Source organism: Rhodococcus sp. G-MC3 (assembly GCF_030063335.1).
GTDB lineage: Bacteria > Actinomycetota > Actinomycetes > Mycobacteriales > Mycobacteriaceae > Rhodococcoides.
Window position 1 is genome coordinate 97,837 of the sequence record NZ_JASISW010000015.1, and the last position, 22,544, is coordinate 120,380.

Here is a 22,544-nt window from a genome sequence, read left to right on the forward strand (position 1 = left end):
TGGACGCACCGAGTGGCCGATCGGTTCCATCGACACTGTGCTTCCATCGGCGAACCAAAGCTGGGTCCCCTGAGCCGCTGACCTCAGATCAAACCACGCAGTTCCTCTGCGCCACTGCGAAGGAATTCGACAAGGTCGACGTTGCCGGGTGACACACGGCCGGCAACACCCTGTAGGCAGAGCCCGCCGACTACGTCCGAACCAGCCTCCCGAATGGGTACCGCCAGTGCGGCGCGGCCGATGCGTGACTCCTCGTTCTCGAACGAGAGCTCGGACGCAAGAATTCGCGCAATTTCTGCGTGCAGAGCCAACCCGTCGACCAAGGTGTGGGCTGTCACGGACCGAAGATCCAGTTCATCGAGGCGTCGTGAATGGTAGGCAAGCATCAATTTACCGACAGCGTGCGCGTGGGGATTGCGTGAAATCGTCGACGCGGACACCACCTCATGATCCGGATCGGTGTCGACGATTCGAACGGTCCCGTCGCGAAATGACGTCACGTACAGACCGTGTCGAGTCTCTGCTCGCATGGAGTCGAGGACCTGGGAGACGGCCCTGATCGGCTCGGATCCCGACGCCGCATAGGCAAGTTCGGATGTCCGACGACCCAGAGCGAACCCGGAAAGATCGGGAGTGCGCGCCAGAAATCCGTCGGCGACCAAGTAATTGAGCATGCGATATGCAGTGGCCGGCGGGACCTGCGTATGCGCGGCAATCTGTTTGGCTGTCACTCCGGCACCCAGGTAGGCCACCGCTTCCAACATCGCCAACGCCTTTTGGACAGCCTTCGGCTGTTGTCCCCCGAACCCTGTCCCCGATCCAGCCCGCCCCGCCCCTCCCCGGCGCGCGTCGTGTCGTTCGGTCACCACGGTTACCGCCGGCGGGAGATCGCAGTGAGTACCGGTTTGCCGTCGTCGTCGATTCTCAACGAAGATGCCCCGGGCAGCAGGTCCTCGGTTTCGACGCTGTCGAACAACCCGATCGCGTCGATGCTGCGGGGACGATATCGATTGAGCACCAGGAACCACACTGATCCGGACGCCGCGAGAGCCACGCACCATACGAGATAGAGCCACGCACCCGATCGCGCGGTGTCGATCACCGCAAAAGTCAGCAGTCCGGTCCCGGCAGCGGCCGCGAGAAGTCCACTCGCGCGGGTGAACACGGTGTGTTCACCGATGCGGTCGAGGAAGCGCAGCGCCGCCACCGCCACCATGGTGTAGCCGAGAATCAACGCTATTTCGACTACGACGTCGTAATTTACGAGAGCGTGGTCGGGATCGTGCCACAAAGATCCCAACAGCGACGCCCCCACGAACAGACCAACAGCCGCGTACGGCGAACGAAAGCGCGGGTGCACGCGCTCGAAGAATCCAGGAATCACGCGTTCCAGGCTCATCGAAAACAGTAGGCGCGAGCCCGCTTGCGCGAAACCGAGCGTCGATGCGATCCAGGACGAACAGACTCCGATATTCACTGCCAGCACGAGCAACATGCTCGAACCCGTCTCCGTGCCGCCGAAGTATGCGTTGATCAAGACGCCTGCGTGTCCACTCATGCCCGCCCAGCCTGCGAAGACGTACAGAGTGCCGACGAGCATCGGCGTCACCAGGATGGTGGATGTTACGGACCGCAGTGGTTTTCGCGCCTCGGGGCCGAAGAATGCCGCGCTTTCGAAACCCGCCAAGCTCAACACAGTTTGCATCGCGAGAAAGAGTACGAACCCGATCGGAGCAGACGCAGGCGAAGAATCGACACTCACTTCGACGGGCGCGCGAAGCATCAGCACCGAGATCAAGACGATCGTGCACACTTCGATGACCACTATGGTGCGCGCGGCGACACGTACTCCCCTCACCGCGATCAAGGCAACCCCGAGCGCAACGCTGACACACCCGACAACCGAGGCGCCTGCCCCGAGGGGTAGTCCGGCTTGGTTGCCGACCTTCACCAAGTTGGCACCCGAGTTCGACAGGACGGAAATCGACACCCCGAAGTAGCCGACCAGCAACGCCGCCCCGGCGGTCAGCGTGGCACGCTTGCCCAACCCGTGGGCAACGAAGCTGTAGAGCGATCCGGACGCCGCCAGTCTGCACGTGAACTGGCGGATGCACAGCGCCACGAAAGCCATGACGACGGTGGCACCGATGATCGCCAGCATTCCCCCGGCGCCTCCACTCTTCGAGGACATCCACAGCGCGATGAAAACCATGCATGTCGCGGGTGCCATGGTCGACATCGACTGACCGACGAGGTCGAACGGCGTCAACTGCTTGCGGCCGAGCGCACTCAGTGGTGATCGGACAACGTCGGTCGGACGTTCGGTAAGTGCTGCCTTCTGTAGAGCGGCCGCGAGTGCGCTTGTATTCATGGGCATCCTGGTGACGAGTGATCCGGTCAGGGAAATGTACGACTGCCCGGTTGCGCCGATGTTTCGTCGATGACGCCCGTGCGCACTTCAAGTGAGAATCCTGCCGTCAAAATCGCGTTTCGACGTTGTCCACACTGTGACGGGGACCACTTCGCCGCCGTGCTCATGCCGCTGGCCAGCGCGGATACTCCATCGATGTGACCACACGAGATCGCCGAGTACGTAACGTCGGAGAAGCCCGCTCGACGCATCCGCCTCGCATGATTTGCCGCAGACCACTCGAATACCTCGGGAGGTTCTCAGGCAGATACGAAGGTGAGGGCAAACGATGCTCTTCGCAGCTCTTTCGAGTGCAGTCGGCGCGGTGCTGTTGGTAGCCGGAATACCCAAGGTACGTGACCGCGATCGGATGGCGCGTGTCGTCCGTGGCTACAAACTGCTTCCCGACGGTGTGGCGCCGGTCGCCGGCGCCCTCCTGCCCTGGATCGAGATCGTGATCGGCACCGCCCTCGTTCTCGGAATCGCTCCCGTTGCGTCAGGCACCCTCGCCGCCTGCCTGTTCGTCGCGTTCTTTGCCGGCCTGTCGATCAATCTGATCCGAGGGCGGAACGACCTCGATTGCGGCTGCTTCGCATTCGGCGGCGGGTCGGACGAGGTCGGACATATCGGTTGGTGGCACTCTGCCAGGGCCGCTGCGCTCGCCGCGGCCGGTATCGCTGTGACGTTCACCCCGGCGATGGGGACGTTCGAGCGAATCGGCGGCGCTGCAATCGGACTCCTCGCAGTCACCGTCGTGTGTGTCGGTGTCTATGCGCGCTCGGTCATGTCCTTCGGACGACGTCCTATCGACCAGTACCTGAGCAACGCCGCCACCGAGATGCGTGCCGTCTCGTACATCAGCCGCTACTGAATTACTTTCCTCGAAAGGTCCACTCCATGAATGTCTTTCTCCTGACGATGACAGTCCTTCTCACAGCCTCGGTCGTCGGACTGCTTCTGATGATCCTCGGCCTCGCACGAGAAATCGGCCGAGTTCAGGTACGTCTCGGGCCCCTCGGGGCGCGCATGATGGATACCGGCCCGAAGATCGAGCAAGTCGGACCGACCTTCCACGGACTCACCGATCACGTCGGTCGGACCGTGAGCGTGGCGGGCCATCGTGATCGCCCTCAGCTACTTCTGTTCACCGCCCCCGGCTGCTCGACCTGCAAGTCGTTGCTTCCCGGCATGAAGGCCATGGCCAGGGGTGAGGGCGACGTGGACATCGTCATGATCTCCGACGGGACCCCGGCCGAGCACGCCGAATTCCTCGCCGGCGCCGGAATCGGCGACGAGCTGAGCTACATCGACGGTCGCGACGTCGGCATCGCCTACCAGGTGGGCACCACTCCGTTCGGAGTGATGCTCGACGAACACGGCAAGATCAAGGCCAAGGGACTGTGCAATCACATGGCGCAGGTCGAAAGCTTGCTCAATGCACTGGAATCCGGCACTCCCTCACTCCAGCACCTGCACACCCAGGCCGCCCACAAGCGCGGCGTCGCCTAAATTTTTTCACCCCCCCCCTGAGTTTTTCACACCCCCCTGACGAACGGAGAGCACGTGGACAATCACGAACACTCGGGTCCCACCGAACAGCGTTACCCGGTCGATGAGGACACCGTCGCCGAACAGGTCGAATGGATGGCCGGCCGCGGCGGCAGTTTCGCGAGTCGCTCAGGACGTAAACTTTCCGAACGAGTCTCACGCCGATCGATGATCTCGAGAATCGGCCGTTGGACTCTCGGTGCATCGGGAGTAGCGATCGTCAGCTCACTTCCGGTCTCTCGTGCTTACGCACAACAGACGCCTGCAACTCCCGCTCCGGAGCCGCAAGTCCCGGAATACGACGGCAGTAACCCAGCCGAATGTGACTATTGGCGCTGGTGCAGCATGGACGGAACTTCCTGTGCCGCATGCGAAGGCGGTGGCCTCACCACCTGCGCTCCCGGTTCGAAGCCCGGTGCGGAGTTCTGGGTCGGATGTTGCACCAATCCCGCCGACGGCAAGACGTATCTCATTGCCTACTACGACTGCTGCGGGGCGCCGAGTTGCTCCAATTCTTTCTGCGGCGAACCGGACATGCAGGCTTCGATGTACAACCCCGTCAGTGGCAGCTACGACCAGGAAATCATCTGGTGCGTCTCGGACGAGTCGCAGGCCTACACGTGCACCATGGCGCCCATTGTGGGCGCCGACTGCCAAGCCCGTCCCGCTGCCCGCCCGAAGGTCGGAGCCGGCTCGTGACACGACATCGCCGCAAAGCAGCACTCGCTGCCGCCCCACTCGCGGCCCTCCTCGCCGTCACCTCCTGCAGCTCGAGCGAGAACACCGAGGAATCCGCGTCTTCTACCGAGGTGACCTACCCCAGTGCCGAATTTACTGCTCCCGGAGACGGAATCGGCCTCGGTGAGGAAGATCAAGAGATTACGGGTCAGATCCCCGAGCCCCTGCATGTCGGTGAGATAACTCCGATCGGCGCCGACCAGATCCTCGGCATCGAGGGAGGATTCGGCAAGCTCGAAATGACCGTCAACGCACTGGATCCAGCAACGGGCAAGGTGACGACGCGTGTCACCGTCGGAGCAGGCATCTGGGATCCGGTCGTACACGGATTCGTCGGCGAGAGCAGCAGCGATCCGGCAATCGTCGCCGCCGAGGTATGGCGACCACGAGGCTCTCGTGGCGCCGCGGACTTCACCGTCAGCACGTATTCGGGCAACTTGCTCGAGCCGAAGGAGGCCGAGCTTCCCGACGTAGCCCGTGTGCACTCACGCGAGGGATCGAATGCGGTCACCTCCGACGGAAAATACTTCGTCAGCTGGGACGACGGACTGTATGGAATCCGGGTCGTGGATCTCGAGGCGGGCGAGGAATCCGGCGCGATTCGACTCGTCGGATGCGGACCGTTCACCTGGATGGTCGGCCATGATCTGTACAGCGTGTGCGAGGACACCCGAGAACTGTTGCACGTCAACATCGGTGACGACGGCGTGCCGACCGAGGTCGGACGAGAAAAGGTTCTTCCGGACGATTTCGTCAGTGCACGCAAGACCACCTTCGCCGAGGAAGCCAAGAAGGCTCTGTTGGTCAGCGAGAACGGTGACGTGTTCGTCTTCGACGTCTCGAACGGGCTGCCCACAACTGTTGTCCAACCGATCGGAAACGCGGGCGACCCATCGGGACGCTTCTCGGAGAATGTGATCAACGCCGACGCAACGAGGTTGGCGATCACCTATACCGATTCCATCGTCCATCCCGACTCGGCACGCGGTGGTTCGGTAGCGAAGGTTGTCGTGTTCGACGCCGCGAATCTGTCGCCTGTTCGCACACTGACATTGGCGGACATAGGAATCGAGAGTTTCTCGTCGATGGCCTACAGCGTCGACGGAAAGACGTTCTACGTCCTCGGTGACGGCGCGGAAGTGGACGGTGAAGCACCCCAGAAACTCGTCGGGTTCGATGCCGCAACGGGCCAGCAAGTCAGCTCGGTGTACATCGATGGCGCTGTCAATCCGATCACCAACCTGATTACCCCCGAGGTGATGGAGTGAATCGACCGGAACCCCGGTTGATGCTCGGCCGACGCCGCTTCTTGTCCCTCGCGACAGCAGGCGTCGGCCTGGCGGGAATCGGCGCACTCGGAGTGACCGCATGCAGCTCCTCGTCAGGGGCTGCGTCCGGGACCACCGACAAGCTCGACTACATCAAGGCCACCGACCCGGAAGTGGCTGCGGCCGAAGCCGCTAGAACATCCACCGGTAGGACTGCGGCGTATGCCCTTGCCGCTGGATTTGCACCCGTCGATCTAGGCGGGCGACTCGTGAACACCTGGACTTACGGAACCGGCGCTGTTGCACCGGAGCTGAGGTTGTCTGCCGGCGATACGATGCACGCATCGGTGACCAATTCTTTGGAGACCGACACGAGCATCCATTGGCACGGCATCCGAATCCGGAACGACATGGACGGTGTACCGCCGGTGACCCAGGCTGCGATCGCCCCGGGAAGCACGTTCGACTATTCGTTTATCGCACCCGATCCCGGAACATACTGGTACCACTCGCATTCGGGTCTGCAAGCCGACCGCGGTCTGTTCGGCGCTCTGATCGTCGAGGATCCCCAGGACGCGACGGGTGCAGATGCCGACGCAGTGCTGGTCCTCGACGACTGGGTCGACGGCCTCGGAACGACGCCCGACGCTGTGATGGCTGCATTGAACCCTGACTTGCACGGCGGCGGTCACGCGGGGCACGGTGGTGCAGCGCCGCCGCTGCCGGTCGGGGCGGACGAAGCCGTTGTTGCTACGTCGCTGACGTCCGCGGGCCACGGTGATTCCGAGGCCCTCGGTGGAATGACTCAGCACATCGCCTACCCGTTGCATCTGATCAACGGACGACCGCCGAACGACCCACAGGTGATCGAGGTCGCTGCCGGATCACGGCTGCGTGTGCGCATCATCAACGCTGGAGCGGAAACTCCGTATCGATTCGCTGTCGCGGGGCACCGCATGACCATCCTCGCCGTCGACGGGTACGACGTCGAACCAGTAGAGGCCGACGCAATCATCGTCGGGATGGCACAACGTTACGACGTTCTGGTCACCGTCGCTTCCGGAGCGTGGCCGATGGTGGCCGCGGTGGAAGGACGCCCCGGCTACGCATCGAGCGTACTGAGAAGCCTTGACGCGCCCCCAATGTCCAACCCCGATGTCGGTGGGTCGATTCCGGAACTTGGACGACAACTCGTGCTGGAGAGTGCGCTTCGACCGGCAGAGAGCACAAAGCTCGCGTCGAAATCCCCCGATCGCGAGTACAGCATCGATTTACTCCAGGCCGGTGACAGGTACGTCTGGGCGATGGCCGGAGCCGACGCAGGCAAGCTCGTCATGAACCAGGGAGACCGCGTTCGGATCACCATGAACAACACCTCGACCATGTGGCATCCGATGCATACCCATGGCCACACGTTCGCGATACCGCAGTACGGGGGACTCCGTCGCGACACAGTCAATGTCCTGCCCGGGACATCGCTTGCGATCGAGTTCGACGCCGACAATCCCGGAGAGTGGATGTTCCACTGTCACAACGCCTACCACTTCGAAGCCGGCATGACGGCGAATCTGATGTACGTCCGATGAGAGGTAAACGATGAAGAAATTTCTTGTCCTGACAGCGACTGTGGCTGCACTGCTCGGCTTCACCGCGTGCAGCAGCGACTCCGGGAGTAGCGACGCACCGACTGCCACAGTGCGGGTAGAGAACATGAGCTACAGCCCGGCGTCTGTCACCGTCAAGAAGGGTGACACCGTCGAGTGGATCTTCGACGACAACGGCCTCCCTCATGACGTCGTCGAATCGAGCGACGAAACATTCAAGAGCGAATTGCTGACCGAGGGTTCATACAGCTACACCTTCGAGGAGGCAGGCACATTCGACTATCACTGCACCCCGCACCCGATGATGCTCGGCACGGTCATCGTCGAGGAGTGAGAACCTTTGTCGGACTCGCACTTCTGATGCTCACAGGCGGGTGCGCGTCGGAACCACAGGTCGATGCGACGGTTCTGATCAGCAATGTTCGGTTCGAGCCCCAGGAGGTCGAGGTTCCCGTCGGCGGCACGGTCGAGTGGCGCTTCGGTGATGGCGGCTTGCTTCACGAAGTGCACGCCGACGGCGTGTTCGACAGTGGTGTCAACGGAGACAGCACTTTTCGGTTCACATTCGACACGCCGGGTGACGTGGAATATCACTGTTCGATTCACCCGTACATGTCCGGAACGGTTCACGTCGGCTGATGCGAACCACCATCGAAGGAGGTTTGAAATGACAACGATGATCGACCACACTGCACTCCAACAGGATATGCCTCAGATCCGCCCTGCCATGAGCAGCTCGGTAGGACTGGGAACGCGCGCCGTTCTGGTCTCGTCGGCAGTCGCCGTCGGTGCGGGCGCGGCGCTCACCGCCTCCCCGACCGCGGCGTCCGGCCTCACCGGCGCAGTCGTCGCTGCCGGCGCGGTCACGGCGCTTGCTGCCAACTGGTCGACATGCGGCATGTCGGTCGCCGGCGTGGTCGTAGCGCCCAAACAGCCGGGCCGAAAAGGGTCGTCGACTCCAGTTCGACGATTGGCCTGGCACGCAACCGGCTCCATCATGACCGGATCGGTGACGGGTGCACTGATCGGCGCTGTGGGCGGCGCCGTTCTCGGTACTGTGCCCATTGCACCGATGCTCGGCGTCTGGGCTGCACTCGCACTGGCCTACGGCCTGCACGAACTGGGGCTCGTGAGCATGCCGACCCCTATGCGTCGGCAACAGCTTCCCCGTCATCTGCGCCGCAGCATGGAGCCGTGGAAGGTGTCGCTCCTCTTCGGAGCTATCATCGGACCCGGATTCCTGATCTACATTCGCTCCAGCGCCTATTACTTGATGGCGCTCGGTGTGGCAGCAGCCGGGTCGCCCGTCCTCGGAGCCGCACTGTTCGTCGCCGTCTCGCTCGGGCGCTGCATGCCGAGCGCATTGGCAATCGTCCACACTCACCGGGGTGGGTCGATGCCAGGTTTTCTTTCACTCATGTGCGTTGTGGATCGTCGTGTGCAGGCTCTGACGGGTGCCGTTCTGGTCGGCCTCTCGGTGTTTGCCGGCATCACTCTGGCCTGATCAACGCCTACAGTGGCCCAACAAGTGCAAGGGGTGCACTTGTTGGGCTACTGGCGCGGAGCCCCCCTACACTTTCCGGCATGGTTTGGTATGTCTCCTACGGGTCGAATCTGCTGGCAGAACGCTTTCACACCTACCTGACTGGTTCAGACGCAACGAGTCCGTTCGGCGCTCATCCACCGGCGCCATCGGCGGTTCTCCCTACCGAAGAACGGTGGCTGTGGCTAGACCACGCGCTTTATTTCGCCGGCGTCTCCCAACGATGGACAGGATCGGCCGCGTTCGTTTCCCACGAGCGTGGGAGCGGAGAATCCGTCGCGCATGCCTACCTGATCGACCGGAGCCAATTCACTCACCTCGTCGCTGTCGAAAATGCGGTCGAGGCCGTCGAGCAGGTCTCGCCCGAGTCCGTCTCCATCGGCAGCTACGCGGTACTCGACATCGACCGTGGTGGAGAAGCATTCCGCGGGAAGTACGACGCGATGTTGCGACTGCCGGACATCGACGATGTACCGGCGGTGACCTTCACCAGTTCGACGATGCGCGAGCGCGGCGGGCCCGCCGAGATGTACCTCGAGACGATCAGACGCGGCCTCGAATCATCGCCCTTCGATCTGGACGTCGATGTCTACCTTGCCGATGCCATCGCCCGGTCATCGACCATTTCCATGCCCTGGAACGGACATACTGCTCGGCGGGTTTGAAAGCGACCCGATTCGTCAATCCAGGTCTCCGAGCGGGGCAGCCCCCTCGCTCACCCGAAGTACGTCGACCGAAAGGCATTCGATGAGCATCAACGACGACGACATCACCACGAGCGGATCCGGCGGCGAAGGTCCCGCCGACGGCGGCTCGAACCCCAACGGGCACGACGGCGGCGCAGACGGCACCGCAGGTCCGGGCGAAGGTCCCGCCGACGGCGGCTCCAACCCCAACGGGCACGACGGCGGCGCAGACGGCACTGCAGGTCCGGGCGAAGGTCCCGCCGACGGCGGCTCCAACCCCAACGGGCACGACGGCGGCGCAGACGGCACGGCTTGAGCCACCAGCCCCCTGACCAGCGCGGACCGAAACTCCGGTCCGCGCTCGGTCGTCTGATATCCGTCGACGAACTTGCGTTCGCCGACGACTATTGGGGTCGAAAGCCGCTTCTGTCCCGAGCGGATCAGCTGCCCGGATCGTTCGAGGACCTCCTCTCGGCCGCGTCCGTGGACGAACTCGTCTCACACCGCGGCGTGCGGACGCCCTTCGCGCGAATGGCCAAGGACGGGGCGCTGCTCGACAAGTCGGAGTTCACCTCCTCCGGCGGCTTCGGAGCAGAGATGACCGACCAGCTGGATTCCGCGGGCGTGCTGTCCGCGTTCGCGGATGGCCACACTCTCGTCCTTCAGGGTCTGCACCGATTGTGGCCACCGCTGATCGATTTCGCCCGTGATCTCGTCGACGATGTGGGCCACCCCGCGCAGGTCAACGCCTACATCACTCCGGCCTCGTCTACCGGTTTCTCACCGCACTACGACGTGCACGACGTCTTCGTACTGCAGATCAGTGGCGAGAAACGCTGGATCCTGCACCCGCCCGTTCACACTCACCCACTGTCGAGCCAACCGTGGTCGGAACGCCGAAGTGCAGTCGAGGAACGCGCCAGGGAAGCTCCTACGGTCGATACAGTTCTGCAGCCCGGCGATGCGCTCTACCTCCCCCGTGGGTGGATTCACGCGGCAGAAGCTCTCGGCGACACAACGATTCACGTGACTATTGGTGTGGCCTCGTTGAATCGGTTCGACGTCGCACACCGCGTCTTCGAGTCGTTGCAGGACGACGCCACCATGAGGGAGCCTCTTCCCGCCGGCATCGATCCGACCGATCCGGACGCAATGCTGCCGTTCGTCGACCGGGTCATCGACGACATCGCATCGGTCCTCGACCACTTGCGCGACGACCCCGCAGCTCGACTCCGCATCGCTGAACGACTGGGTCGACGTTTCGTCGACATCACTCGTCCCGAGCCCGTGAACCCGCTTCGCACAGTGTCTTTCATGAGCTCGATCCACGCCGACAGCACTGTTCTCTGGCGGCAAGGGCTGACGGCCCGGATCACCAGCGACGACAACAAGGTTCACCTCGGACTGAGAGGCAAGACCGTGTCGTTTCCCATTGAGGCGTCTGCTTCGATAGCCCAACTACAGACCGGAAAGCCTTGTAGGGTCGGCGATCTGGTCGGGCTCGATTCCAACAGCGCAATCGTCGTCGCCCGGCGGCTTCTCCGCGAGGCCGTGTTGGTTCCAGCGCCTGACGAGCCGACCACCCTGACCAGCCCTACAGCCGTGACCAGCCCTACTGCCGTGACGAACCTACTGCCGTGACGAGCCCTGCACTACCGTGCAGCGATGCTGCACGAGAGCGCGGCGATGCCCTCACCGGAACTGGATCGCAGGGGCTTCGCTGGTTCCTCCTCGAGATCGACAGCCCGTGGGGCCATTCGGCTTTCTTGAACGCAGAGAGGGCGCTCGACCCCGATCTCGGCCTGCGCATCGCACGTCGCGCCGAGTCGGCAGGCATGCGAACGCTCGCCATCCGGCGTCCAGGACGGCGGCGTGGTGAAGGCCGCTGGCGGTGGGCGATCGTCGACTCGCGCGTCGGGTCCGAGAGCATCAAGTGGGGCGAGGTCAGCGCACCCGAGGAAGTTCTCACGCTACCGCTGGACGGATCCACCGGAGCGCCGTCGAATCAACCGATCGTGGCGGTCTGCGCGCATGGCCGCCACGATCGGTGTTGCGCGGTCCGCGGCCGCAGAGTGCTTCCGCCGCTGATGGACCACGATCCGGAGAACACGTGGGAATGTTCCCATTTGGGCGGCGATCGGTTCGCGGGAACCATGATCGTGTTCCCCGAAGGTCTCTATTACGGCAACGTCGACGACTCCGATGTGGTAGCGATCGTGGACGCACACCGGCAGGGGCTCGTCGAACCGCGATTCCTTCGAGGCCGGAGTTCACTACCGGCGCCGGTCCAGGTAGCGCAACACCATGCACGCGAAGCCCTGTTCGATAACAGGATCGATACATTTCACCCGGTGTCTGTCGAACAGGACGGCTCGACCCTCACCGTCACTCTCGACCATGACGGGCAGCATCTTGTTGTCATGTTGGAGCAAGGACTATCAGAGCCGATCACCACCACGTGCGCTGCGACCAGGCCGGGCGGCGTCCGAACATTTCAGCTCGTGTCCATCAGCGAGTAGGCCGGATTTCGCGCGCGTCGGCTCGGTGTCGTTCTACTATGAGCGCCTCACCGCCGACGAGGGAGACATCATGGCCACGCGACTCAACCCGTACCTCAATTTTCGTGGGAATGCCCGTCAAGCAATGGAGTTCTACGAGACCGTGTTCGGCGGGGAACTTACGTTGAATACCTTCGCCGACTTCGGTGCGAGCGAGGATCCCGCCGAGAAGGACCAGATCATGCACGGTCAACTGGTGTCCCCCAGCGGTTTGACGCTGATGGCCGCAGACACCCCAGCAAGCATGAGCCTCGAGGTGGGCGACAACATCTCCGTCTCGCTCAGCGGCGAGGACGAAGCGGAATTGTCGGGTTATTGGGACAAGCTTGCTGTCGGCGCCCAGAACGCCATGGGCCTGAACAAGGCTCCGTGGGGTGACACGTTCGGCATGCTCACCGACAAGTTCGGTATCAACTGGCTGGTGAATATCAGCGCGTAGGGCACTTCGTGCCCATGCGCGTGCGAATACACAGCAGGGTGTGTATTCGCACGCACATGGGGTGGGTATCGTTAGCCGAGTGAATGAACTCGGGGGTGTGTCGTCGCACGGTCGACGCGTGTCGATTGCGGCAGCTGCTGGCCTTGCCGCGGCCATGGGTGTCGGGCGATTCGTATTCACCCCGATCCTGCCGATCATGGTGGACTCGGCAGGCATCTCACCGAGCAGCGGCGCCATCATCGCGACCGCGAATTATGCCGGATACCTTCTGGGCGCAGTAATGTTGTCGCTCCGCCCGGGGCTCAACAGCACCACGACATTGCGGGCGTGGGCCGCTGTACTCGTCGCCACCGAAGTCGCGATGGCGTTCGTCGACAACACGTTCGCGTTCTCGATACTGAGGCTGATCGCCGGTCTTGCGAGTGCAGCGGTGTTTCTCGCGTGCGCGAGTACTGTAGCCAAGCAAATCGGTTCCTCCCCCGGCATCACATTCGGCGGTGTGGGTGCAGGCATCGCCGCATCGGGCGTGCTCACACTCGTTGCTGCACCTCATCTTTCATGGGAAATGCTGTGGATAGCCTCCGCGATACTGACGGCTGCGCTGATCACCCCGGCACTCACGCTGAAAGTTCACGCCGAAAGTCGACTCTCCGACAACGAGGCCGGGCCCTCGAACCGCGAACTCCTGACGTGGCGAGTACTGATGGGCGTCTATTTCCTGGAAGGCCTCGGCTACATCATCGTCGGCACATTTCTCGTTGCCGCTGCTGGCGGACATGGCAATTCGTCGATCGGCCCAACAGTGTGGATCGTCGTCGGACTCTCTGCACTCCCGGCGACATTCGTGTGGCAAGCCGTCGCCCGCCGCATCCAGGTCCGTCGGGCCCTCGCCGCAGCATTCGCAGTTCAGACGGTCTCAGCACTCTTACCGGCACTGTCCGGAAACTCGGCGGTCGCCATCGCGTCCGCGATCATGTTCGGTGGGACGTTCATGGGAATTACCCTGCTTACCCTGAGCATGGCGGCCGGTCTGCCGATCGGGCGGACGGCCGCAACCCTTACCGCGGTCTACGGACTCGGGCAGGTCCTGGGGCCACTCGTGGTGGCCCCAGCGCTCGGGGATTCCTACACCGTCGCATTCGTCGTGGCGGCAGTTGTCCTGGCCCTCGGATCAGTCGGCGCGGTCTTCGTTGCTCGACTGCACGCCGGCACGTCAGGTGAGTGACACTTACCGCTGCGAGACACCTTGGTTGGGAACCTGCATCTGGCCGTTGTAAGTTCCGGCCTTCCTACTGAACGACCATTCGCCGTCGCTTCCGCACACCAGCATGCCGTTTCGGTCCCCCGGTTTGGCATAGGTGACCGTCTCGTTGCCGTTGGAATCGGTGTTGACGATCGGGCATCCCTTGCCGGGACCGTTCACCGGGTCGATCGGCAAGGCCTGAGCTACAGAAGCGGCCGAACCGGCGAAGAATGCTGCGAAAGCGACTGTGGCAGTGATGCGGCGAAGGTTCATCGATTGTTTCCTTTGATCGGCTCTGCTGGACAAAGACAACTTTCGTCGCTATCGGTCCCCTTCGATACCGACCCCAGGGGTGAACCTGGCCCACCCCTGGGGGACCATCGTCGATATGAAGACAGTTGCTCGTGTTCTGCTCGGAGCATTCCTGGTGTTCGCGGGCCTCAGCCACCTGTTCTGGGCGCGGTCCACATTCCAGGCTCAGGTCCCGACGTGGGTACCACTCGATGCGGACTTCGTCGTTCTCGCTTCAGGCGTCGTCGAGGTCGTTCTTGGCCTTGCACTCGTCTTCCTGGTTCGCCGACGAGTTGTCCTCGGTTGGGTCATCGCAGCCTTCTTTGTTGCGGTATTCCCGGGAAACATCTCGCAATTCATCACGCATACAGACGCTTTCGGTCTCGATACCGATACCGGCCGTGGGATCAGGCTGCTCTTCCAACCTCTGCTGATCGCGTGGGCACTGTGGTGCACCGGAGCGTGGGCAGCGTGGCGATCGCGCGATTCTCGAGTCGAGCCGGTGTAGCTTTCTTTTCATGACCTCCTGGCAGGAATCGACGTCCGTTGACCTGATGCTCGACGAGCTCCAGACCTGGGCTGTCGTCGGATTATCTGGCAATCCACACCGAACCGCGTACGAGATTGCAGCGGTTCTGCAACGACGCGGCAAAAGGATCGTCCCCATCCATCCGAGTGTTCCGAAGGTTCTCGGCGAACAGGGTTACGCCACGCTCGCCGATGTTCCGTTCCCGATCGACGTCGTCGATGTGTTTCGACGATCAGACTCGGCCGGGCGGTTCGCCGACGAAGCCGTGGCTGTCGGTGCCAAGGCCGTGTGGTTCCAGCTCGGAGTGATCGACGTGGCCGCATTCGACCGAACGATCGCAGCTGGGGTTCCGATGGTGATGGACACCTGTCCGGCGATCGAATGGCGTCGCCGCTAGCTGAACTCGACCCGGTGTGAACACCTGAGGCCTCCGCGGTCAGTATGGAGTGAACAGAACTAGTTACTTGGACCAAGCAACGAGGTAGTGACATGGGCGACGCAGCGGCAATCGGCGACGGCATCTTCCAGATTCCCGTCCCCATCACCGACAACCCATTGGGTAACACGCTGGTGTACGCCATGGAGTCGCCTGGCGGGTTGATCCTGGTCGACGCAGGTTGGGACGACGACAACGCATGGAACGGGTTGACGTCCGGCTTGGAAGCAATCGGTCATTCGATCACCGATGTCGAGGGCGTCGTCCTCACGCACTTCCACCCCGACCACATCGGTTTGTGCGGCCGTGTTCGCGCTGCTTCCGGAGCCTGGATCGCCATGCACGAAGCTGATCACTCTCAGTTCGCCGACATGACCGCTCCCCGCACCGAGCTATGGGTCGAGCAGGAAAAGGCCAACATGACCGCGGCCGGTGCGCCCGAGTCCGACATCGCGGCGTGGCAGAAAGTCGGACTCTGGGCTCCTACCGGGCCGGACTCGGCACCCGACCGCATCTTGGTCGACGGCGATGTCGTGAAGTTGGCCGGGCGCGATCTGCGGGCGGTATTCACTCCCGGACACACCCCCGGTCATGTGTGTTTTTATCTACCCGAGTCCGACGTGATGTTCACCGGCGATCATGTACTGCAAAAGACCACACCGCACGTCGGCAACTTCGCCTATCCGCTGGAAGAACGTGATGCACTCGCCGAGTTCATGGACTCGCTGAGGCGAGTGCAGACAATGAACGTCACTCGCGGCCTCGGTGCGCACGGCCTTCCCATCGATAACGTTGCGGGAAGGGCCGGAGAGCTCGTCGAACACCATCAGGAGCGCCTCGATCACCTGCACGCCGCATTCGGCAGCGACGAGATCACCGTCTGGCAGGTCGCGGAGCGGATGAAGTGGTACAAGCCGTGGGCCGAGATTTCACCCATGGGCAAAACGATGGCGCTGTCCGAAGCCGCGGCCCACCTGCGCCACCTCGTGACGCTGAACCTGGTTGCTCAGGTGCCCGAATCGTCGCCTGCATTGTTTGCCAAGGTCTGAACGTTCTGTGGTGTCATCTCCAGTCGTACGCCCATGAGCCTTACTGCGCGTGTGTGATCGAGGCGATCGATCAATGCCGCTGCGGCGTCGGAGATGATGTGGGGATCGAATGTCGGACCCGCGAGTGGCGTTGTTGTGGTGTGTGTTTCGAAGGGCACGTACCGAACCTTGAGTGTGACCCGAATGGCCATCCGGTCCTCGGCCAGAAGGTCATCGCGTACACGCAGCGCGAGGCGTCGAACTTCCTCGGTCACGACGGTCCAGTCGTCGAGGTCGTGTTGAAACGTCGTCTCACGACTGTGCGAGCGCGCAACCCACGGCTCGGCTGACACCGGGGAAAGGTCGACGCCGCGCCCCTTTGTGCCGATCCACGGTCCGGTTTTGGGCCCGAATGCCGCGGCCAGGACCTCGTCGTCGGTCACTGCCAGCTCGGCCACCGTCGTGATTCCGAGTGTCGCGAGCTTTTTCGCGGTCTTCTTACCGATCCCCCACAGTGCATCGGTGGACTTGTCTCCCATCACCTCGAACCAGTTGTCCGAGGTGAGCATGTAGATTCCCTGGGGTTTGCCGAAGTCGGTGGCGATCTTGGCGCGTAACTTGTTGTCCCCGATGCCAACCGAGCAATGCAGGGCTGTGGCGTCGAACACGGTGTCGTGCACCCGCGTGGCAAACGCCACCGGGTCATCGGTCTCGACGCCGAGAAATGCTTCGTCCCAACCCATTACCTCGACCACCACGCCGAGGCTTCGGACCGCGTCCATGACATTGTTCGACGCCTCCGTGTACGCCTCGCCGTCGACCGGCAAGAAGATCGCGTCAGGGAGCTTCTTGACTGCAACGCGAAGAGGCATCCCTGAGCCCACTCCGAATGCACGGGCCTCGTAGGAAGCCGTCGAGACGACGCCTCGTTCCGTCGGGTCTCCCCTGCCGCCGACCACAACCTGCTTACCGACGAGATCCGGATTGCGCAGCACTTCGACAGCGGCGATGAACTGATCCATATCGACATGCAGCACCCACCGTCGGCGCGCGGGGGGTGTCATGGGGACATTCTGCGTCACACGCCCCGCCGACATCGAGGTTACGACGCCTTTTCGGGCGATTTCACGTCGTAACTTCGATTTCGGTTGAATAGACCATCTGAGTCATTCGAGTGAATTAACTTACCCCCAGGTCGTCGGCAACGCTGCAGATGGCGTTACTCCGCCCTCTCTCGCCGGATGCACCGCGCATCGAGCCGTGACAAACTCGACGGGATGTCCGATATCTACGAATCCCACTGGCACGGCGCCAGCGCTTGGTACCGGGCTGTTTCCAACATCCGCGTCACACTCTTGGTCGGCGCGAACGCTCTCGAGGTCGCTGCGAACCTCGACCCGTTGCCCCCAGGCGCACCGGCAGTGATCACGATCCCTATCTCGATAGTTCGATCACAGGGCCAAGTTGTCACGCTGGTACTCGACGGCCTTGAAACAGCGGCGCGAGCGATGTTCCCTACGTGGTTGCCAGGCGCGGAGGATCTGGCTGGCCCGAATCGGCTCGATCTCATGGCCGCGAGAAAACTCGCAGCGGATCTAGCGTCACAGTCGGACCATTTCGGCCCATTCGTCAGCGCCATGGCCGAATCCGGACTACTCGGGCGTTCGATGAACCAACCATTCATCGATCGGACTCTCGCCGAGGGACTGCGACGATTAATCGCGAGCACCTACGAACGTTCGCTTGTAACGGTGCTGCTGAGCGTTGACAGCACGCTGACGACAGAGCAACAGGTCCAGTTGGTCGGCGCGAGCGAATGGCTTTGCCAGCGGGGAGGCTTCACCGTCTGGATCGTGGGGCCCGACGACATCGACTCCGATCGTGTTCAGCCGTTCGACATTTCCCCACCAGCAACCAAGTGTGCAGGCACGGCCGCACGCAACCTCGTCGAAATTCACGTTCCTGCGGTTGCCGGAAAACCTCACCCTGGAAGTGAAGCCGAGAAGAAGCTCGAACGTGCCCTGCTCCGGTGTGGGTGGGCATTCGGGCGTGAATGGAATCAGCCATTTCAGCTCACTCCTCTACACGAGCGATTTGTGGTCGACTTGAGGTGGCCGGATGAACACTGCGTCGTCGAAGTCGACGGCGAGGACCACCGGCAGAAGGTCAAGTTCGAACGTGACCGTGAGAGGGACGTTGTCCTGCAGGTTCACGGGCATGCCGTCTTGCGGTTCACTAACAGGCAAATCTTCGACGACGTGGCCGCTGTAGTCTCCGCAATCGAGAACTTCATCGAGAACAAGCGGAGCGTGACTTCGCGTAGTACACATACCGAAGGGACACCCAGTGGCGAGTGACGAACTGACCGGTACCGAGAGAGTGATTCTCCTCGTGCTGATGTCTCAGGCGGAGGAGACGTCCAACACTCGTCTGAACGAACTCGGTCCTGAGCTCAAGAAGGACCACCGGGAGCGACTGAACCGACTGAGGCTCATCGAGACCGACCGCACCAAATCACCGATGGTGCACTCCCTCACCGATAGGGGATGGGCCGAATGCGCGCGCGAACTGAAAAGCGGACCACCGCCCCGCGCAACGCCTCAGGCGCGAGGAATGTACGCAATTCTCGGGGGGTTACAACGTTTTCTCGACCGGCAAGATCTTCGGCCTTCCGATGTCTTCCGAGCGGACGCCCAAGTAGAGGCGGTCCAGCCTGATCTGGCCCCAAAGACTTCGCCGGTGACACCGATGACGCCACCCAGCAACGAAAGCATCGACGCGCGAATCCGAACGGCGTACACATCAATTGCGCCCAGGCGAGGTGCATGGGTGACTCTGTTGGACGTACGGGGAGCACTGAAAGACATTCCCAAACCTAAACTGGACAGGGCTCTCGGTGATATGTATCGGGCTGATGATGTCAGCTTGATCGCTGAGGAGAACCAAAAGGCGTTGAAGGAATCGGTCCGAGGTGCCGCCATCACAATCGCCGGCAGACCAGTTCATCTGATCGCGATCGAGGCGTCATGAAACCCCTCGAACGTAAGGCACTGCGATCGATCAGACTCAACTGGGCACCTACGCCTGACGACGTCTGGCGCTCACAGTCGGAACTTCACGCTCATTCACTTCACGACACCGCGCTGAACCTCATGATGGATGCCTTCGACGATGCCGACGCGAGCGACGATGCAAGTCCTATCGGAGTCGCACTGAGGGGTGAAGCTGGCTCGGGAAAAACGCATCTACTGGGCCAGGTGCGGGAACGTGTACAGGCCAATGGAGGATACTTTTTCCTCATTGGATTGTTGGACGCGACAACGTTTTGGCAGACAACCGTAGTGGGAATGCTTGACGATCTGACACGGCCAGCCCCGGAACAAGGAACGCAACTCCGGCTATTTCTGTGGCGGCTGGCGTCGACTGCGAACATCAGTCGCGCCGAACGCCGAGCAATTATCGGTGAGAACGTGCTGACGCCAGAGGTGCTGGACAAATTTATCGCTGCGGTTCACGGTGTCCATCCTCGGCTCGTCAATCAGAGCCAGTCCACCTTGAGAGCCTTGACTCTTTACGCGACAAGCGATCTGAGTGTTCTCGATGTGGGAAACGCATTTCTCCAGTCGATCGACGAAGTTCAAGCGGGATCTCGTGAGCAGTGGGGAATTCAACCAACTGTCATCTCTCCCCAGCAAGTAGTGCGTGACATATCTCGGTTGCTCGCCGCGACCGGTCCGTCTGTCTTGGCGGTCGACCAGATCGATACGCTGCTGGCCCAATCACGTTCGTCCACTGAAGCGGAGAGCGACCCCGACTCGTTCGACAATCTCGTTCTCGAACAAGTTGCACACGGCCTCATGTCCCTCCGGGAGAATCTTGGCCGGACGGCGTCAGTCGTGGCTTGCCTGCCGAGCGTATGGACTTTGATCGAAGGAACAGCAAGCCGTACTGTCCGCGACCGCTTCCGCACCAGCAAGTCACTCAAAGGACTCCCTGCGGGTTCCATTGCCGAAGAGATTCTTGCGAAGCGCTTCAAGGCCAAGTACGGCCCACTCAACTTCGAACCACCCTATCCGACATGGCCGGTGTCGCCATCGGCCTTCGCTTCGGCAGAGGGCATCACACCTCGCCAATTGATGATCAACGTAGACAAGCACATACGACGGTGCTTGGAATTGGGGCAAGTAACCGAGCTCGTCGATCTCGTCGGTGATCAAGCTGATGTGATCGGCGGCGACAGTGACGAGACCGAACTCGAACTCCTCGACACCAAGTTCGAGGAGTTTCGCGCACAGGCTGTCACCAATCTTCCTACCAGCCACAAATACGAGGACAAGCTGATTCCACCGCTGCTTTCGGCAGGCCTCACCGCGTGGATCAAGGAACTGGGCGGCATCGGCGACGCATTCTCCCTCGACAATCTCCCGAGCGCGAAGCCCGCCCTTCATGCTCGCTTGCGCCAGAAGCTGGACCCCGCAACCGAAGACGAGCAGCACTGGGCGTTCCGTGCCATTGCGTCGGAAAGTGCAGTGGCCGTTCTCAACCGCCTTCGAGCTGCGTCCACAACAGCGGGCCTTCACACAGGGATCTCACGTCGCAAGCTATTCGTCATTCGCAACGTGGCGTGGTCGAAAGGTCCGAAAACTGCTGAAGCGGTCAATGAATTCGAGCGAGCGGGCGGACGCACGCTGTTGATATCCGAAGACGAGTTGGCCTCGTTGTCGGCACTCAACGCCATGCTCGATGAAGGTTCCTCGTTTCTCGACCCGTGGCTCAGCGCACGTCGCCCGGCCCACCGGATCAAGGTGCTGATCGACGCGCTGGACGATCAGACCACTACGGATTCGGGATTGTTCACCGTCACCGGCGCGCCAACTGCCGACGTCATCGACGCGCCTACCGATGGGCCGACCGACGAACAGCCGACGCCGATCATTCAAGAACTGGCGATCGACCCGCGAACTGTCCCACTCGGGAGTCGCATCGACGGCACTGGCCACCAACATGTCGATCTCGAAGCTCTGCGTAAGCACACAGCAATCTTTGCGGGATCGGGTTCCGGTAAAACTGTCCTCATCCGGCGGTTGGTGGAGGAGTGCGCGCTGCGCGGGGTATCTGCGATCGTCCTCGACCCAAACAACGACTTGGCTCGTCTAGGCCTCGAGTGGCCCACGCCTCCGCCTCACTGGGACGGCACCGAAATCAGCAGGGCTGCTGAGTACCACCGCAATACAGAGGTGGTCGTATGGACACCAAGACGATCCGCTGGGCGGCCGATCAGCTTCCAGCCGCTGCCCGACTTTGCGAGTGTCGTTGACTTCCCGGACGAGTTCGACGAAGCAATCGATGCAGCCGTTGCCACACTCGCTCCGCGCGCTCGGATAGCTGGGAACACCTCGAAAGCGCTTCAGCAACAGGCCATATTGAAGCAAGCTTTGGAGCACTTCGGTCGCACGTCCAGCAGCAGCTTGGTCCAGTTCATCGACCTGTTGTCCGAATTTCCCGACTACATAAGCAATCTCGAGAACTCGGAGAAGATTGCCGCCGATATCGCTCAAACTCTCCGCGCTTCGATGGTGACCGATCCAATGTTCGGAGGCGAGGGCACACCGGTCGACCCGGGCCTGCTTCTGACACCGTCACCTGGCAAGCGTGCACGGGTCTCGGTGATCAGCATGGTCGGTCTCCCGTCCGACGAGCAGCGGCAGAGCTTCGTCAATCAACTTCAGATGGCGTTGTTCGCGTGGATCAAGAAGAACCCGGCAGGAGACAAGCCGCTGGGCGGCCTCTTCGTTATGGACGAGGCACAGACCCTCGCACCGTCAGGCGCCATGACCGCGTGTACTCAAAGCACGTTGGCTCTGGCCTCACAGGCCCGCAAATACGGTTTGGGACTCGTCTTCGCGACTCAGGCGCCGAAGGGGTTGAACAATCGAATCCCAGGCAACGCAGCGACACAATTTTTCGGCTTCCTGAACAGTCCGGTGCAAATCGACGCAGCCAAGGAGATGGCACAGGCCAAAGGCAGCTCGGCCACAGACATCGGCCGGCTGAAAACCGGTCAATTCTACGCGGCAGTCGAGGGAGAAGGGTTCAACAAGATTCAGACTCCCCTGTGTCTCAGCTACCACCCCAAAAGTCCGCTTACATCGGAAGAAGTCATCGACCTGGCACACAAGCCGATCGACAAGCACATCTGAGGAGTCAACGAACGAGCGGCGTG

General features: G+C 61.8%; 24 protein-coding genes. 20 read left to right on the plus strand and 4 right to left on the minus strand.

Features of this window, described 5'->3' with window-relative positions:
* Nucleotides 1-83: 83 nt before the first annotated feature.
* Nucleotides 84-866: an IclR family transcriptional regulator gene (locus QMK17_RS17390; protein WP_283510533.1), complete on the minus strand. Its 783-nt coding sequence runs from the start codon at nt 864-866 to the stop codon at nt 84-86.
* 5 nt (nt 867-871) lie between these two features.
* Entirely contained in the window at nt 872-2,371 is a 1,500-nt protein-coding gene (locus QMK17_RS17395) for an APC family permease (RefSeq protein WP_283510534.1), read from the minus strand.
* Nucleotides 2,372-2,699: 328 nt separating this feature from the next.
* Here QMK17_RS17395 and QMK17_RS17400 point away from each other — a divergent pair, with 328 nt between their 5' ends.
* The 14 genes from QMK17_RS17400 (at nt 2,700) to QMK17_RS17465 (ending at nt 14,019) form a co-directional block, all read left to right on the plus strand.
* On the plus strand, nt 2,700-3,281 hold the full coding sequence (locus QMK17_RS17400) for a MauE/DoxX family redox-associated membrane protein (protein WP_283510535.1): 582 nt from the start codon (nt 2,700-2,702) through the stop codon (nt 3,279-3,281).
* Nucleotides 3,282-3,307: 26 nt separating this feature from the next.
* Nucleotides 3,308-3,919, plus strand: a complete 612-nt coding sequence (locus QMK17_RS17405) for a redoxin domain-containing protein (RefSeq protein WP_283510536.1) — start codon at nt 3,308-3,310, stop codon at nt 3,917-3,919.
* A gap of 135 nt (nt 3,920-4,054) precedes the next feature.
* Entirely contained in the window at nt 4,055-4,657 is a 603-nt protein-coding gene (locus tag QMK17_RS17410; protein WP_283510565.1) for a methylamine dehydrogenase light chain, read from the plus strand.
* On the plus strand, nt 4,654-5,964 hold the full coding sequence (locus tag QMK17_RS17415; RefSeq protein ID WP_283510537.1) for a hypothetical protein: 1,311 nt from the start codon (nt 4,654-4,656) through the stop codon (nt 5,962-5,964). Before QMK17_RS17410 ends, QMK17_RS17415 begins: the two co-directional genes overlap by 4 nt.
* A gap of 20 nt (nt 5,965-5,984) precedes the next feature.
* Complete coding sequence (locus QMK17_RS17420) at nt 5,985-7,550, plus strand: multicopper oxidase family protein (protein WP_283510566.1); 1,566 nt, start codon at nt 5,985-5,987, stop codon at nt 7,548-7,550.
* Between the two features lie 10 nt (nt 7,551-7,560).
* Nucleotides 7,561-7,902 (plus strand): cupredoxin domain-containing protein, encoded by a 342-nt coding sequence (locus QMK17_RS17425; protein ID WP_283510538.1) that lies wholly within the window; start codon nt 7,561-7,563, stop codon nt 7,900-7,902.
* A 26-nt stretch (nt 7,903-7,928) separates the two neighbouring features.
* Nucleotides 7,929-8,207 (plus strand): biphenyl 2,3-dioxygenase, encoded by a 279-nt coding sequence (locus tag QMK17_RS17430; protein ID WP_442972788.1) that lies wholly within the window; start codon nt 7,929-7,931, stop codon nt 8,205-8,207.
* 28 nt (nt 8,208-8,235) lie between these two features.
* Complete coding sequence (locus QMK17_RS17435) at nt 8,236-9,072, plus strand: methylamine utilization protein (RefSeq protein ID WP_283510540.1); 837 nt, start codon at nt 8,236-8,238, stop codon at nt 9,070-9,072.
* Nucleotides 9,073-9,152: 80 nt separating this feature from the next.
* Complete coding sequence (locus QMK17_RS17440; protein ID WP_283510541.1) at nt 9,153-9,776, plus strand: hypothetical protein; 624 nt, start codon at nt 9,153-9,155, stop codon at nt 9,774-9,776.
* A gap of 82 nt (nt 9,777-9,858) precedes the next feature.
* On the plus strand, nt 9,859-10,113 hold the full coding sequence (locus QMK17_RS17445; protein ID WP_283510542.1) for a BatC protein: 255 nt from the start codon (nt 9,859-9,861) through the stop codon (nt 10,111-10,113).
* Entirely contained in the window at nt 10,110-11,438 is a 1,329-nt protein-coding gene (locus QMK17_RS17450; RefSeq protein WP_442972787.1) for a cupin domain-containing protein, read from the plus strand. Before QMK17_RS17445 ends, QMK17_RS17450 begins: the two co-directional genes overlap by 4 nt.
* On the plus strand, nt 11,435-12,316 hold the full coding sequence (locus QMK17_RS17455; RefSeq protein WP_283510543.1) for a sucrase ferredoxin: 882 nt from the start codon (nt 11,435-11,437) through the stop codon (nt 12,314-12,316). Before QMK17_RS17450 ends, QMK17_RS17455 begins: the two co-directional genes overlap by 4 nt.
* Nucleotides 12,317-12,386: 70 nt before the next feature.
* A complete protein-coding gene (locus QMK17_RS17460; RefSeq protein WP_283510568.1) occupies nt 12,387-12,794 on the plus strand; it encodes a VOC family protein in 408 nt (135 codons plus the stop codon).
* A gap of 79 nt (nt 12,795-12,873) precedes the next feature.
* Entirely contained in the window at nt 12,874-14,019 is a 1,146-nt protein-coding gene (locus tag QMK17_RS17465) for a YbfB/YjiJ family MFS transporter (RefSeq protein ID WP_283510544.1), read from the plus strand.
* A 3-nt stretch (nt 14,020-14,022) separates the two neighbouring features.
* Here the strand turns inward: QMK17_RS17465 and QMK17_RS17470 are convergent, their stop codons facing one another.
* On the minus strand, nt 14,023-14,310 hold the full coding sequence (locus tag QMK17_RS17470) for a hypothetical protein (protein WP_283510545.1): 288 nt from the start codon (nt 14,308-14,310) through the stop codon (nt 14,023-14,025).
* 115 nt (nt 14,311-14,425) lie between these two features.
* Between QMK17_RS17470 and QMK17_RS17475 the strand changes: the two genes are divergently transcribed.
* The 3 genes from QMK17_RS17475 to QMK17_RS17485 all read left to right on the plus strand — a co-directional run bounded on the left by QMK17_RS17475 (nt 14,426) and on the right by QMK17_RS17485 (nt 16,342).
* A complete protein-coding gene (locus QMK17_RS17475) occupies nt 14,426-14,836 on the plus strand; it encodes a DoxX family protein (protein WP_283510546.1) in 411 nt (136 codons plus the stop codon).
* Nucleotides 14,837-14,846: 10 nt separating this feature from the next.
* Nucleotides 14,847-15,254, plus strand: a complete 408-nt coding sequence (locus QMK17_RS17480; protein ID WP_283510547.1) for a CoA-binding protein — start codon at nt 14,847-14,849, stop codon at nt 15,252-15,254.
* 92 nt (nt 15,255-15,346) lie between these two features.
* Nucleotides 15,347-16,342: an MBL fold metallo-hydrolase gene (locus QMK17_RS17485; RefSeq protein WP_283510548.1), complete on the plus strand. Its 996-nt coding sequence runs from the start codon at nt 15,347-15,349 to the stop codon at nt 16,340-16,342.
* On the opposite strand, the gene QMK17_RS17490 is transcribed toward QMK17_RS17485, so the two are convergent.
* Nucleotides 16,300-17,385: a DNA polymerase IV gene (locus QMK17_RS17490; RefSeq protein WP_283510549.1), complete on the minus strand. Its 1,086-nt coding sequence runs from the start codon at nt 17,383-17,385 to the stop codon at nt 16,300-16,302. The two genes, QMK17_RS17485 and QMK17_RS17490, sit on opposite strands and share 43 nt — an antisense overlap.
* A 213-nt stretch (nt 17,386-17,598) precedes the next feature.
* Between QMK17_RS17490 and QMK17_RS17495 the strand changes: the two genes are divergently transcribed.
* The 3 genes from QMK17_RS17495 to QMK17_RS17505 are packed head-to-tail and all read left to right on the plus strand — an operon-like array spanning nt 17,599 to nt 22,521.
* Complete coding sequence (locus QMK17_RS17495; protein ID WP_283510550.1) at nt 17,599-18,678, plus strand: endonuclease domain-containing protein; 1,080 nt, start codon at nt 17,599-17,601, stop codon at nt 18,676-18,678.
* On the plus strand, nt 18,668-19,351 hold the full coding sequence (locus tag QMK17_RS17500) for a hypothetical protein (RefSeq protein ID WP_283510551.1): 684 nt from the start codon (nt 18,668-18,670) through the stop codon (nt 19,349-19,351). The genes QMK17_RS17495 and QMK17_RS17500 overlap by 11 nt, the downstream gene beginning before the upstream one ends.
* Nucleotides 19,348-22,521 (plus strand): helicase HerA domain-containing protein, encoded by a 3,174-nt coding sequence (locus tag QMK17_RS17505; protein ID WP_283510552.1) that lies wholly within the window; start codon nt 19,348-19,350, stop codon nt 22,519-22,521. The genes QMK17_RS17500 and QMK17_RS17505 overlap by 4 nt, the downstream gene beginning before the upstream one ends.
* The last annotated feature ends 23 nt before the right edge of the window (nt 22,522-22,544 follow it).